Annotated in this window: 9 protein-coding genes; 4 read left to right on the top strand and 5 right to left on the bottom strand. The window is 37.8% G+C overall.

What is annotated here, in order from left to right; genetic code table 11:
* Nucleotides 1-150 precede the first annotated feature (150 nt).
* From ACLLO5_RS11430 to ACLLO5_RS11420, 3 genes are all read right to left on the bottom strand, one after another.
* On the bottom strand, nt 151-996 hold the full coding sequence (locus ACLLO5_RS11430) for a fasciclin domain-containing protein (protein ID WP_413175563.1): 846 nt from the start codon (nt 994-996) through the stop codon (nt 151-153).
* A gap of 298 nt (nt 997-1,294) precedes the next feature.
* Entirely contained in the window at nt 1,295-3,859 is a 2,565-nt protein-coding gene (glgP, locus tag ACLLO5_RS11425; RefSeq protein WP_413175562.1) for an alpha-glucan family phosphorylase, read from the bottom strand.
* Between the two features lie 564 nt (nt 3,860-4,423).
* The gene (locus ACLLO5_RS11420) at nt 4,424-4,747 is read right to left on the bottom strand and encodes a hypothetical protein (RefSeq protein WP_413175561.1); all 324 of its coding nucleotides are present in this window, start codon (nt 4,745-4,747) and stop codon (nt 4,424-4,426) included.
* Nucleotides 4,748-5,189: 442 nt separating this feature from the next.
* Here ACLLO5_RS11420 and ACLLO5_RS11415 point away from each other — a divergent pair, with 442 nt between their 5' ends.
* The 4 genes from ACLLO5_RS11415 (at nt 5,190) to ACLLO5_RS11400 (ending at nt 9,992) form a co-directional block, all read left to right on the top strand.
* Nucleotides 5,190-5,318, top strand: coding sequence for a hypothetical protein (locus tag ACLLO5_RS11415; RefSeq protein WP_413175560.1), 129 nt, complete (start codon nt 5,190-5,192; stop codon nt 5,316-5,318).
* An 883-nt stretch (nt 5,319-6,201) separates the two neighbouring features.
* On the top strand, nt 6,202-6,900 hold the full coding sequence (locus ACLLO5_RS11410; protein WP_413175559.1) for an acyltransferase: 699 nt from the start codon (nt 6,202-6,204) through the stop codon (nt 6,898-6,900).
* 167 nt (nt 6,901-7,067) lie between these two features.
* Nucleotides 7,068-7,184 carry a photosystem II reaction center protein I gene (locus ACLLO5_RS11405; RefSeq protein WP_013190888.1) on the top strand — a complete coding sequence of 39 codons (117 nt, stop codon included), beginning with the start codon at nt 7,068-7,070 and terminating at the stop codon, nt 7,182-7,184.
* A gap of 306 nt (nt 7,185-7,490) precedes the next feature.
* The gene (locus ACLLO5_RS11400; protein ID WP_413175558.1) at nt 7,491-9,992 is read left to right on the top strand and encodes a DUF3769 domain-containing protein; all 2,502 of its coding nucleotides are present in this window, start codon (nt 7,491-7,493) and stop codon (nt 9,990-9,992) included.
* A 23-nt stretch (nt 9,993-10,015) separates the two neighbouring features.
* Here ACLLO5_RS11400 and ACLLO5_RS11395 read toward each other — a convergent pair whose 3' ends face one another.
* Nucleotides 10,016-11,521 (bottom strand): ATP-binding protein, encoded by a 1,506-nt coding sequence (locus ACLLO5_RS11395; protein WP_413175557.1) that lies wholly within the window; start codon nt 11,519-11,521, stop codon nt 10,016-10,018.
* The gene (locus ACLLO5_RS11390) at nt 11,508-13,949 is read right to left on the bottom strand and encodes a GAF domain-containing protein (protein ID WP_413175556.1); all 2,442 of its coding nucleotides are present in this window, start codon (nt 13,947-13,949) and stop codon (nt 11,508-11,510) included. The genes ACLLO5_RS11395 and ACLLO5_RS11390 overlap by 14 nt, the downstream gene beginning before the upstream one ends.
* Nucleotides 13,950-14,070: the final 121 nt, after the last annotated feature.

Raw genomic sequence — 14,070 nt, 5'->3', positions numbered from 1 at the left:
TTACAGAAAATATGCAATAGTAAACCCCTTGTAAATCTAATTTCAAGGGGTTAGTTCCAATATGGTTCAGATGATCCTATTTCTCTCCCGATGTTTCCCCTACTTGCGTGAACAGATAATTTTCCTTAACTGAATCCTATTGGATTAGTTCTACAAACTAGGTGGCAAAATCAAATTATCAATTTGATGAATAACACCGTTACTGGCTGGAATATCTGCCTTTGTTACTTTAGCATCATTGACCAATATACCTTGAGCAGGATCGATTTTCACACTAATTGGATCACCTTGTAAGCTAGTGACTTGACCTGCTTTCAAATCACTGGAAAGGACTTTACCAGCTACTACATGATAAGTTAAAACTTTGACCAATACTTCTTTGTTTTCTGGCTTTAACAAATCTTGCACCGCATCTTGCGGTAATTTAGCAAAAGCTTCATCAGTGGGAGCAAAAACTGTAAACGGTCCGTTTCCTTGCAAAACTTCTGTCAATCCAGCGGCTTGTAAGGCTTTGATGAGGGTTTTAAAAGAACCCGCTGATTGAGCTACTTCTATGATGTTTTTGCTTGATGTTGCTCCTGCGGGTGGTATTGTTGGTTTAGGTGCGGTTATTTCAGGTTTTTGATTTCCTGGAGTGCTTGGTACTTTAGTGGGTGGCTTAACGGGTAGGGTTTCGCTGGGTGCAGTGCGTCCGTTATAGGGAGGTTCGTTGAAAATGCTTGGTTTAGGGTTAAGTATATTACCGCCGCTGGATTGTGCTAACTGTGTTTTAGTTTTATTGTTGCCCTTTTCTGTTGCTAAAGCCTGTTCACTAGAGATGGAACGAGAATTTGCTTGAATACCTTGATCCCGATTATAGGGAGCTTCTTGGAAAATATGAGGATGAGGATTGAGGACTTCTTTTGCTGGCGATGGTAAAGTAATCAGGAGACTGACGCTAGTTAATCCTAGTATGCCAGTGATTTGGGTCAATAATTTGTCGTAATTAGGCTTCATAAATTTTGTTTGTCTAGATTTTTCGTAAGCTACATAAAAACTTATAACATTTTGCTAACCTAAAATATAACTGCTACAGGAAGTAAGATTTATTTGGCAAAAATTAGATGTTGCTGTTAAGATAAAATTTGACAAATTTATTGCTCTCAATTATCACCTTCAGATTTTAAACCGCAGAGCATTTGAAAATCTCTAGATTTTTGATTTTTACAATATTTAAACGTCCTGCATTGACAAAACCACGATCATAAAAGGCGTTGCCGACCTCAATCAGCAACGCCCAATTTTAAGGCATTAACTACTCAGCCCAAGCGATTAACCTGGGTTCATAAGGAGTAGAAAGATATTGGTTTTGTGGTAACACTCGCAAAGATAAACCTTGCAAACCAGAGGTGGTGTAAGTGATATCGGCTGTATAAACACTTAAACCTTGGCTATCCTGTCCTTGATAATCCATGACCACAGGTACAGCGTTAACAATTTCGCCATTAGCATCAATGGAACCCTGATATAATTCCACGCGCACATCATCATTTCCTAAAGTGGCTAAATCAACCTTAGCTTTCACTGCCACAGTTTGATTAACCTCAATTTCTGAGGCTGCGGATACATCAATATCTTTGATTTTGATGTTAAACCAGTGTTCACCTAATTTTGCTTTCCACGCTGCTAATTCTTTAGCTGGGGCGTAGTTATCAACTGTGAGAGTATGATAGCGATCGCTTGCTGGGAAATAAGCTCTCTGTGCATATTCCCGCACCATCCGGGCTGTATTAAAGAAAGGACAATTCAAACGAATTGCATCTTTCATTTTATCCACCCATTGACGGGGTAAACCATCGCCATCACGGTGATCATAGAATAGGGGTACAACTTCTTTCTCTAGTAACTCATAGAGAGCGTTAGCTTCTACCTCATCCTGATAATTAGGATCTTCGTAATTTTCACCATGTCCTATAGCCCAACCGGTGCGGACATAATCAGCTTCATCCCACCAGCCATCGAGTACGCTTAAATTAGGCAAGCCATTCATAGCTGCTTTCATCCCACTAGTACCAGAAGCTTCACGGGGACGACGGGGAGTATTTAGCCAGATATCACAACCTGCTACCATCAAGCGGGCAATGTGAATATCGTAATTAGGAACAAACACCACCTGTTTTTCCAAGTGTTGTTCGCGGATAAAATGATTGATATCCCGAATCAATTCTTTACCGGGAATATCTTTAGGGTGTGCTTTTCCAGCAATTACAAATTGCACCTTGCGGTGTTTATTCCCCAATAAAATCCGCTTAATTCTTTCCAAATCACGCATCCATAAAGTAGCGCGTTTGTAGGTAGCAAAACGACGAGCAAAACCAATGGTCAAAACATTGGGATCGAGAACTTCTTGAGCTTGGGCAATGTCAGAAGCAGAAGCACCGCGATCGCGCAAATGCTTCACCAAATGCTCCCGGACATATAGAATCATATCTAGCCGACAGCGTTCGTGATTACGCCATAGCTCTTCATCAGGAATAGAATCCATCCGTTCCCACAACTGACTATCTGGTGCTGCTGATGACCAGTTGGGTCCAAGATAGCGATCGTACAACTCTTGAGTTGATTTAGCCACACAACTGCGAGCATGAACACCATTGGTAATTGCCGCAATTGGTACTTCTTCAACTGGTACTTTCTTCCACAAACCTTGGAACATTTGCCGTGAGACAACACCGTGCAGTTGTGCCACACCATTAGAAAATGTTGCCATTTTCAGAGCCAGCACCGCCATACTGAAAGGACCCGATAAATCCCCAGTATTTTCTCGACCCAGTCCTAAAAACTGTTCTTTAGGCAAACTAAAGATATCTGCGTAGTAACCCAGATAATACAAAATCTTATCAGGAGCAAACAAATCAATACCTGCTGGTACAGGGGTGTGGGTAGTAAAAATATTACTAGAAGCCACTACCTGTCTAGCTTGAGCATAACTCAAACCCTCTTCCTGAATTAGAATCCGGATGCGTTCTAAAGCCGAGAAAGCCGCATGACCTTCATTCATGTGGTAAGCGGTGACTTCATACCCCAATGCTTTCAACATCTGCACACCACCGATACCCAGCATAATTTCCTGGTGGATACGCATATCAATATCACCACCATACAACTGATCAGTGATATCGTGATCGTAAGCCTTGTTCGGTTCGATATTGGTGTCCAGCATATACAGGGGAACTGTTCCCACCTGCACACGCCACACCCTGGCGTATACCTTGCGTCCTGGATAATCTACCGCAATCCGCAGCTCAGAGCCATCAGGATTACGCTCCAAATGCAAGGGCATATTATAAAAATCGTTGATGGGGTAGCGTTCCTGTTGCCAACCATCAGCATTCAGATACTGGGCAAAGTAACCTTGTTGATACAACAAGCCCACACCAACCAGGGGTAATCCCAAATCACTAGCAGACTTGAGGTGATCCCCCGCTAGTACACCTAGACCACCTGAATAAACAGGTAGACAATCTACCAGTCCAAACTCAGCGGAAAAATAAGCATAACATTCCTTTTGTTTCTGACCGCGCTGTTTGTGATACCAAGTGCGCTCTTGCAAATAATCCTCTAATTGACGAGCCGCACGATCCATTTGTGCCAGGAAGCCTTCATCTTCTACAACTTCCAATAACCGCCCTTGACTAATAGTACCCAGCATTAACACCGGGTTATGATGGCTAGATTCCCATAAATCAGGGTCTAATCGACGAAATAAGTCTTTACTCTCAACATTCCAATCAAAGTGCAGATTGTATGCTAGTTTCCGCAGTGGTTCTAGTCTTTGGGGTATGGAAGGAGAAACGTTAAAAGTGCGAATTGGCTGCATAGTTTGACAAAAATTCAAATTCAGATATGGTTATTGTTTACTGTCTTTACCCAATGTTGCCAATTCTTTATACTAAGTTTGTGAGTTTTTGATGACTTTGTTAAGCATTGAGAATAATTCTCTCACTCTTTGCTAGACTTTACACCAAAAAAAGTTATCGGTCTATGGGTTTCTTTCACTAATTTCCTACCATGAGTAATCAAAAAAGTACAAAATTTAGTGACAAAGATATACAAAAAGAGAATTTTACTAGTGACTACTGATGGCTATTAGCGCACATAATGATGCTATGTACATCTATACCACCAACAGAAAAAAATTAATTATTTCTTAATAAGTTAATTATTATATCTAGTAGGAAAGAAAAACTTGTGTAATTCCTATTTATATGGGGATAAACAGCTAAAATTTGTTCAATTCAACAGTTCAGCCAGAAATTTTCACAACCAACTTTTAGCAGAGGTCAGTGTTTGCACGATTACACTCAGCTTGGCAAAAATTAAGCAAAAATTAAGCAAAAATTAATTTTATGCTCAAAAATAAATTAAAATGTCATCAATGATGCTATGCACCTACAGAAGGCTGATCATGGGAATTATGTGGCATGGTTAGAGCCAGCGCAGCCGCAAAAGCCATCTCAGCAGCGACTTGATAAGCAAGTTTAATATTTGATGAAGCATCCTTATCTTTAACAGAACGGTAATTTTTTTGTCCGAGTGACTCTTTCTTGACCTCACCTGCCACAATAGAACGGTGTAGAATAATCAAAGCATCTAAGTCTTCTGAGTCATAATTAGTTTGCATAAGTTTACGGATCTGGTTTTGTGCCATAACGCTCAAATAGCCAGTAGTTAAAGCTTGCTGCACAATTTCTTTAATTGCCATCATAAGCCAACCATCTGTTTCAGTTAAAAGGCATATTTTACTCTGTAATTTGGTTTTTGTCTTGTAAAATTTTCTAACCAAGAAAACGGACGAATTTGGAAACATACCTATCAGCGAGTAAGGGATTTTCCCAGATAGTTGTATCTAGGGTCAGGGAAGTCATTAGCTGATAGGGCAATACTTAAGAAATTATTTATTTTCTGGGTTCTAGCAGAGGCAGTTCATGATAGCTACTTACGAAAATTAGACATATTTTTTAGATATATATGAAAACTAGACTTATATTAATTGTTACAGATACCAATCCTAGAGAATCGACGGATTTTTTTAGAGAAAGTTGTCTATTAAAAATAAAGTATGTTATGGTTAAAGTCAATTATAACTATAAGCCGCTAATGTCATTAAAAGCGTGATTTTGTTAGCCTGTAAATCATTTGTGTGCGACATGATTAGAGCCACTTACTCCAGAAATTTCTTGTCAGAAAGCCGTCATAGCTGTCGGGGAAGTGCTTACTTGTTTGCACCTATGCTAAACTTTAACGTCATGGCAGAAGTTGGTGACACTCCACCCTAGTTTTTATACTTATAAATACTAAATTATCATTCAACAAAAATTACATGGCACGTTAAGTAAAAAGGTGAATATAGTTCTAGAAAACCTTAATTACTAAATGTAGTTTTGTTGTTACATAGCCTATTGATATCAGTTGATTGCAAAAGTACCAAAACCTTCTAATAGAAAGTATTTAACGGAAATATAACTGTATCAATAGTTGCATAAAAAGCTTTTCCAATTTTGTCGATGTACTCTTATCGTCTCATGCTTGCTGACTATTACTAGGCTAGTACCGCAGGGCAAAAATCAAAATCAACACGGTGTGAGCTTTTCAGAAATTTGGACTGGTTGGTTTCTTTACGCCAATCTGTACTAGTAGTTAAAGCTGATTGCAGATCAATGAGGTACAGAATCTAAATTGAAACTTAGACAGCAAGAGAGTTTTACTCCTGACTCTTGACTACTGTTGTATATCATATCCGTTTTGATACTTATCATATCTATCAGGTCTGGTAATTGGGAAAAATCAATTAGTAGCCATTACACCTGTCTTATAAGTAAGTAGCTGGACTTGATATTAAGTATCTGGCTTCTTTAACTCTTTGAAAAATATAAACTAGGGCATTCTAGCTGGATCTCTTTACTTTCAGCAAGCCCTAGATAGAAGGAAATGGATACAAGAGTTATTTAACGCAGGTTACTAGCTATTGAATAAAGACTGGGAAAAATCATTTATTTCAGGGATTGAGACGACTTATGACTGTCGTTGAACTAGCCTATTGGCTTCATGCTGAATGCTAACTAATTAACAGCATCTTAATGAAAAGACCACAAGCAAAAATACAAAGTTAGATCAATTTTTAACCTTGTCCAAAACAATTTATTGGAGATATTTTGAGCCATGATTAGCCAGCAATATTCAGCCAAATTAGCACGATTTCAAGAACTGTTTATAACTACCTTATTAGGAGATATTCCTACTATTGGTTTAGGTCCTCATTTGAGAAGGTTACTATATCGGCGTATTTTTGCGTCTATGGGCGAAAAAGTTTACATTCAGCATGGTGCGGAATTTATTTCTACTGCTGGTATTGAAATAGGTAATGGGGTACACATATTTAAAAATGTCCGTTTAGATGCCAAAGGACACCCAAGCAATAGAATTTATCTAGGAAATGGAGTAGCGATTGAGCGCAACGTGGATATAGGTGCTATGGAGAATACATACATCCATATTGATGATGATACGTTTATTGCCCCTAACGTCTGTATTGCAGGGCCAGGAGACATCAGAATTGGTAAGCAATGTATGATTGCATCTCATACTGGTATATATGCTAACAATCATAATTTTGCGGATTCATTATCACCGATAAAAGAGCAAGGCGTGACTCGTCAAGGAATTGTTATTGAAGATAATTGTTGGTTAGGACATGGAGTAACGGTATTAGATGGTGTAATTATTGGTCAGGGTAGTGTAGTTGGTGCAGGAGCGGTTGTCAATAAAGATATTCCTCCTTACTCTGTTGCAGTGGGTACACCGGCAAAAGTGATCAAAAACCGAAATGCTAAGGATTTGGTGGAAAAAATCAGGGTGTAGGGAAGATGAGGGAGATAAGGGAAATATTTTCTTCTACAAAAGTCCTGAACTCCTGCCTGGAAACATACCTCCAAAAAAGAACCAGATGTGGGTAAGATAGAAAAGCTATCTTTTCTGCGTAGCTGTTTGCTGAGAACTTTTTTGTCATACCCCTGGGAGATATTTCTATGGTGACTTTAAAAATCGCTGTTTATATTGTTGTTGCTTTCTTCGTAGGAATTTTTGTGTTTGGATTTTTATCAAATGACCCGGCTCGTAACCCTGGCCGTCGGGATTTAGAATAAGAATACAAGAAATTATCTGCAACTGCTGGAAGGCGGAAGACACTAAACGCCCGAAACCTGGCGACTAATCTGGAACAATGATACAGTGTCCTCGTCTTGGCGGCTTACTGCAAATCAGCAGAAGGCGAAAGTCGGAAGGCAAATGTGTAATCAAGTCCTTCCGGCTGTATATCTGCCTTTTCGTTAGCTTGATTTTCCTAAGATATGCTTCATCCAGTTTTGCCACCTGACTCACCCCCGATTGTTGAATATATAAAACCAGTCCAGTCACTTTCTTCTGCTTCAGTTGTAGAGGCTGAAACTGGTATGGAAAAACTGATAAATTCAAGAAATATTGATATTTCTCAAGGTGTACCAACTCCTACAATAGCTGCTGAAAAGACCAATGAAGATGACTCAGGAGTTTCTGAACCCTTATCTTTGTCACCTCAGTTGGAGAATGTACGCCCAGAATTTTCTCCTCAACAGACTGGGGGGAATGCTGCTGTTTTGGGAACGGGTTTAGAAGTTGGATATCCCCAGACTCAATCGGTTGTGGCTGAGGAAAATGTTGCTGTTTTGGGAATGGGTTTGGATGTTGATCATCCCCAGACAGAAACTGTTATTGCAGAAAAAACACCAGATGCTAGTTCAGCAAAACTTTCTGGGGAAGTTGCCAATACAAATAATCTAAATAATGCATGGTTGTCTGAGGCACCAGTTGTCATCAAAACATCAGCGCCAGTACAACATAAAAATTATGTGAATTTACATAAATCAGGGGATAAAATTAATCTTAGTGGTGAGACAGAAACGGCACAAAATCCACCAAGTTCTTTGCCAGTCCAAAATATTATTGAGTTTAAGCCGCGTAATGCTAATAACCAACCGTCAACTTCTACTACTGTAGAATTTCCTCCAACCCCAGAAACTACAGCACAACCTTCAACAAATACTTCACAAGTCAGACAACGAATTGTGGAGGTGATTGCCGATCGCCAGGAGTATGATGAACAAAAGCGAATTGTTACCGCTGAAGGTAATGTGGTGGTGCGATTTGATGGGGCGATAGTAGATGCTGATAGATTACAGGTAAACTTGGATAATTTGATTGCGGTGGGAGACGGTAATGTTGCTTTAACTAGGGGGAATCAGGTATTAAGGGGACAACGTTTTACCTATAATTTTATCCAAGACAGTGGGGATTTGGAAAATGGCAGGGGAGAAATTTACGTTCCCACAACTCAAACAGATTTGGCTTTTTCACCTTCTGCAACCACAGATATTACTGCTGGTGGTGTGCCTAGTCGTCCACCAAGCGATCGCATTCGTGCTAATCAACCTGTAAGTAATATTAGCAGTCCCGGAGGAATTAATGTTACCATCGGTGGTCAAGCAGATGCGAGAAATATTCCCCCACCAAAAACAGGTGGTGTTGTCAAACGGTTGCGATTTGAAGCCCAACGCATTGACTTTTATCCCAATGGTTGGCAAGCGGAGGATGTAAGAATTACTAATGATCCTTTTTCACCGCCTGAATTAGAATTACGGGCTTCTAAGGTGACTATGACCAGAGAAGCGCCTTTGGTAGACCGTGTTAATACTCAGCGTCAACGTTTAGTATTTGACCAAAAATTTATTTTACCAATTCCCATTGATAACCAAAAAATTGACCGTCGGGAACGGGATGTGAATCCATTCATTGTCTCTCCAGGATTTGATGGTAGTAAGCGGGGTGGTTTTTTTGTTGAACGTAATTTTTCAGCTATAAATAATGATCAGACTCGCTGGAGCATTACACCTCAGTTTTTTGTGCAGAAGGCTTTTGAGGGTAGTGGTAATGTTGCAGATTTGTTTGGTATAAAAAGTAAGTTGAATTCTGTTTTAGGCCCCAAAACTACTGTTGAAGGCAAGGGAGAATTAACAAGTCTCGATTTTAACAAAGTAGAAAATAATTTACGAGGGAGTTTACGGTTGCGTCAGGCTTTGGGTGAGGTAAATCCCCACACATTGAATCTAGAATATAGTTATCGCGATCGCCTTTATAATGGTACTCTCGGCTTTCAAACAGTTCAGAGTAGTTTTGGTGGAGTTATTACTTCCCCGATTATTCCCTTGGGTCAAAGTGGGATTAATCTTAGCTATCAAGCAGGCGCTCAGTATATAGATGCTAATACGGATCGCCAAGATTTACTAGAGCCTCAGCGCAAGAATGACCGCATTTCTTTAGGTCGCTTACAAGGAAGTGCTTCTCTGAGTAAGGGGTTTTTACTGTGGCAAGGAAAACCATTACCACCAACTGCCACGGAAGGATTAAAATATACACCTAATCCAGTTATACCTTATTTGCAAGCGATCGCAGGTGTAACTGGTACTACAAGTTATTACACTAATGGCGATAATCAAAGCACCTTAATTGGAACAATCGGTTTAGTTGGGCAGCTTGGTCATTTTTCTCGACCATTTTTAGATTACACAGCTTTTAATATCAGTTATTCCCAAGGCTTCAACAGCGGATTATCACCCTTTTTGTTTGATCGCTCCGTAGATAATAAAGTTATAAGTGCTGGGATTTCACAGCAAATATATGGACCATTTCGCTTAGGGCTGCAAACATCTATAAACCTCGATACAGGACAAGAAAGCAGCACAGACTACACTGTAGAATATAATCGCCGCACCTACGGAATTATTTTGCGTTACAATCCAGTGTTGGAATTAGGCGGTTTCACCATCCGCATTAGTGATTTTAACTGGACAGGTGGTACTGATCCATTTTCTTCAGATGAAGTTAAGCCAGTTGTAGGTGGTGTGCGTCAGGATAATTAGGTGGCAGGTGACAGTAATAACTGTTAACTGTCCACTGGTAACTGATTTAACGGTAAGGTGACAGTAAATATTGTCCCCATACCCTCTTGACTACTGATATTAATTTCACCATTGTGAGCATCCACACATCTTTTTACAATTACCAGACCGAGTCCGTTACCATGAATTGATTGGACATTTGAGGCTCGAAAAAAAGAATCAAAAATTCGATTTTGGTCTAATTTGGGAATACCAATTCCTTGGTCTTGAACTTCAAAAATTGCTACTCCTGCTATTAAATCACAAGAGAGGTTAAATACAATTTCACTACCAGGATGAGAATATTTAACAGCGTTAGAAAGTAAATTTATGAATAAATAATGTAATAATCTTTCATCCATCATAGCATCTGTATGATGACTGTTACAATTAAAAACAATTTTATGAGAGCTATTTTTAATAATAGTAAATTCCTCAATTAAATTTCGACAAAAATTATCTAATTTAATTGATACAGGATTATAACCCAGGTAGTCTGCCTCAGCTTTACCCATGAATAATACATCTTCCATGAGTTTTTCCATTGATTGTACAGCATCATAAATACGGTTAAAATAAGTATTTTTTTTAGTTTCAGTTAAATTTTTGCCTTGAATCTCTATTAGTTCTACCGCTGTTTGAATCATTGCCAAAGGATTACGAAACTCATGGGAAACTGTAGAAATAAATAGAGACTTGAGACGATTTAGTTCTTGTTCTTTTTTTAAAGCTTGTTCCAAATATTCTTTTTGACGGCGTTCGCTGATATCCCAAAAAACCACTACTGCACCACTAATTTCATTATTTAGTTTGAGTGGTGAAACACTATGACCAATTGGTATTCTTTTTCCGTTTTTATTAATTAAAGATTTAAATTCCCCTAAACAAACAACCTGTTGCTGCTGTAAAACTTTAGCAATAAGATTTTCTGTAATTTCTTCAGTCACATCATCAATAATTTTGAGGATATCTGAGATATTATGTCCCAAAGCTTCTTCCTGTTTCCAACCAGTTAAATTCTGTGCTACAGGATTCATAAATGTCACCATTCCCCGCTCATTTATAGCAACTACCGCATCATTCATACAATTTAATAGGGTTGCTAACTGGTCTCTATTTTCCCGCAATTCGCGTTCTAATTTGTGTTGTGATAGAGCTATTTCAATAGCTATACGTAAGTCTGTAATGGTGAATGGTTTGACAACATAACCAAAAGGCTGAGTAATTTTGGCACGTTTTAAAGTCTGGTCATCCCCATAAGCAGTTAGAAAAATTATGGGTATATCTAAGTTTTTACGAATATTACGAGCAGCAGTAATTCCATCCATTTCTCCTTTGAGAATAATATCCATTAAAACTAATCCTGGCTGAGTTTCTAATGCTTTAGAAATGGCAGCTTTACCAGAAGAGGCTGTACCTGTAACAATGTAACCTAATTGATGTAATTGGTTAGAAATAGTTCTAGCCACAATGATTTCGTCTTCAACTACTAAAATTTTAGCTTGCTCCATTTGCTATTAATTTATGCAAAGTTAACTGTGGAAATTGAATGTGGAATAATGTTCCGTGATTACGTTCTACAATAATATTACCTTCTAGTTGTTCTGTAACTAAATCATAAACTAATGACAGCCCCAAAGAATTATTATTTTTCCAATCTAAGTCATTTGGCAAGCCAATACCATTGTCTTGAACAACTAATTGAATATAGTTATTTATATTATGTAAACTAATATTAATCATACCTTTTTGTTTATTAGGGAAAGCGTGCTTGATAGCGTTAGAGATTAATTCATTAACCACTAAACCACAAGCAATAGCTTCATCAACATTTAAGTTAACTGCATCTATATTGGTTTGGAGGCTAATATGACCAGGAACTATCTGATAGGACATCAGCAGACCTGAAGCCAAATTATTAATATATTCAGCAATATCTAACTGACCAATATTAGGAGAAGTATATAAATTTTTATGAATTAAAGATATTGACTCAATCCGATTTTGGCTTTCTTGGATAGCTCTGATAATTTCGGGAGATTGGAGTGTTTGTGCTTGCAGTTGCAACAAACTAGATACAATTTGCAAGTTATTTTTAACACGATGATGAATTTCTTTTAACAGGACTTCTTTTTCAGCTAATGCACTTCTGAGTTCAACTTCTGCTTGTTGTCTTTGAGTAAGTTCAATTTGAGACTGTTCAAATATACTCGATTGTTGAATAGCTATGGCAATTTGCACCGTCAGTTGCTCTAGCAAATCTAATTGATTTTCTTCCCACTCACGAGGTGCTGAACATTGATGAGCAATTAATAAACCCCACAAACAAGCAACGCAATTTTCTTCTCCTGTTTTTAACAAAATTGGCACAATTAAGTTGGCTTTGACTTGAAACTGTGCCAATAAATTAAGATGACATTCGCTCAATTCTGCCGTGTAAATATTAGAAATTGCTCGTCTGCGTCCTTGATGATACTCTAATCCTGCGCCCGATGTAAAACAAGTATCTTTAATTTCTGAACCCAAAGAAATTGTCCATCCAGGTGTTACCGATTCCGCCATAATTTTACCGCTCATGTCTCGGTCAAACTTATAAACTATGACTCTATCTACCTGCAACAAATCTTGCACTTCTTTAACTGTTGCATTTAAAATATCTTCAAGATTCAAAGATTGTCGAATGCGTTGTGCAATAGTTCGCATCAATTTTTCTCGTTCAATTTGAGCATTTAAAGCCTGTTCACTTTGTTTGCGTGCTGTAATATCTTTACCAATACCGAGAATTTGACCATTGGGAAGGTAGACATTAGTCCAAGATGTATCTAGTATCGAACCATCCTGCAAATGACATTTCAGGTCATTCCAAACTGGTTGTGCAAACTTCATCAAGTCAATCACACACTGACGATATTCGGTTCGAGGATATAGTTTTGCAAAAATATCATGAGTTTGGAAATCCTCTAAAGTCCAGCCTAGAGTTTTTTCCAAATAATGGTTTACCCACTGTACTTTTCCGTTGATATCATTCAATGCAATCATCAAGGGAATATTTTTGAATATTGATTGTAAAAATTCATTTTGCTCTTGCAGTTTAGTTTCAGAATTTTTCCGATTAGTAATATCATAAAAAACAATTAATATTACATTCTCATTATTAATTTTTAAATATTGTAATGAAGTTATTACCCATAAAGAAGAACCATTTTTTTTATGAAAAAGAATTTCTTGATTAGGGGGATAATTATTGTTGAATAAATTTACTATCAATGAATTTAATTCATAAATTTCATCGTATAAATTTGAGATATGGATATTATATAATTTTTCGGCATCAATCTGAAATGTTTGCATAAATTCTGGATTAGCATACAAAATTAATCCATCAGATACACGCAAAATAATTAATGGTAAGGGAATGGCTTGAATAATATCTCGAATTATGATGTTGTCAGCTTTTTTCTGGAGATTTAACTCTAAATGCCTGGTGACTAGTGTTGCTAAACCTTGTAAGGCTTTTATCTCCTTAATGGCTAATTCACGTGGTACAAAATCCATAACACTCAAACAACCTAAAGCCAAGCCTCTGGAATTAATGAGGGGAATTCCTGCATAAAAACGAAAATAAGGATTTGAGATGACAATAGGATAAGCTGCAAACCTTTGATCCTGTAATGTATCAGGGATGATAAATATTTCAGATTCCAGAATAGTATATCTGCCAAAGGCAAAATTTAGCGGAACTTCTGATATGGTGATACCAATTTTTGCCTTAAACCATTCTCGTTCACTATCAATTAAACTAATTACCGCAACTGGTGTTTCACAAAAATCAGCTGCTAGTTGAACTAAATCATTAAAAATTTCTTCAGATTGTGGGTTTATATTTTGATAATCCTGTAATATCTGTAGCCACTGGTTTTCATTGTTAGATAATTGCATAGACGCACTGTTTATACAAATAGTGTTAAGTAAATCCTGTAAGAGTGAGGTTTAAAATTCGTTTGATACTTGATAGCACAGCGTGACATACATAAGCCATTTTTGAATTGAAATCTTGTGC

It is taken from the genome of Anabaena azotica SJ-1 (assembly GCF_047275885.1).
Classification (GTDB): Bacteria; Cyanobacteriota; Cyanobacteriia; order Cyanobacteriales; family Nostocaceae; genus Trichormus_B; species Trichormus_B azotica_A.
This window is presented reverse-complemented; position numbering and strand designations above follow the sequence as displayed.

Excerpts from the sequence above, each read along its gene's own strand:
- ACLLO5_RS11430 (WP_413175563.1), bottom strand. The coding sequence starts at position 996 with ATGAAGCCTAATTACGACAAATTATTGACCCAAATCACTGGCATACTA.
- ACLLO5_RS11405 (WP_013190888.1), top strand. The coding sequence starts at position 7,068 with ATGGTGACTTTAAAAATCGCTGTTTATATTGTTGTTGCTTTCTTCGTA.
- ACLLO5_RS11415 (WP_413175560.1), top strand. The coding sequence starts at position 5,190 with ATGATTAGAGCCACTTACTCCAGAAATTTCTTGTCAGAAAGCCGTCAT.
- glgP (WP_413175562.1), bottom strand. The coding sequence starts at position 3,859 with ATGCAGCCAATTCGCACTTTTAACGTTTCTCCTTCCATACCCCAAAGA.
- ACLLO5_RS11390 (WP_413175556.1), bottom strand. The coding sequence starts at position 13,949 with ATGCAATTATCTAACAATGAAAACCAGTGGCTACAGATATTACAGGAT.
- ACLLO5_RS11420 (WP_413175561.1), bottom strand. The coding sequence starts at position 4,747 with ATGATGGCAATTAAAGAAATTGTGCAGCAAGCTTTAACTACTGGCTAT.
- ACLLO5_RS11395 (WP_413175557.1), bottom strand. The coding sequence starts at position 11,521 with ATGGAGCAAGCTAAAATTTTAGTAGTTGAAGACGAAATCATTGTGGCT.
- ACLLO5_RS11400 (WP_413175558.1), top strand. The coding sequence starts at position 7,491 with ATGGAAAAACTGATAAATTCAAGAAATATTGATATTTCTCAAGGTGTA.
- ACLLO5_RS11410 (WP_413175559.1), top strand. The coding sequence starts at position 6,202 with ATGATTAGCCAGCAATATTCAGCCAAATTAGCACGATTTCAAGAACTG.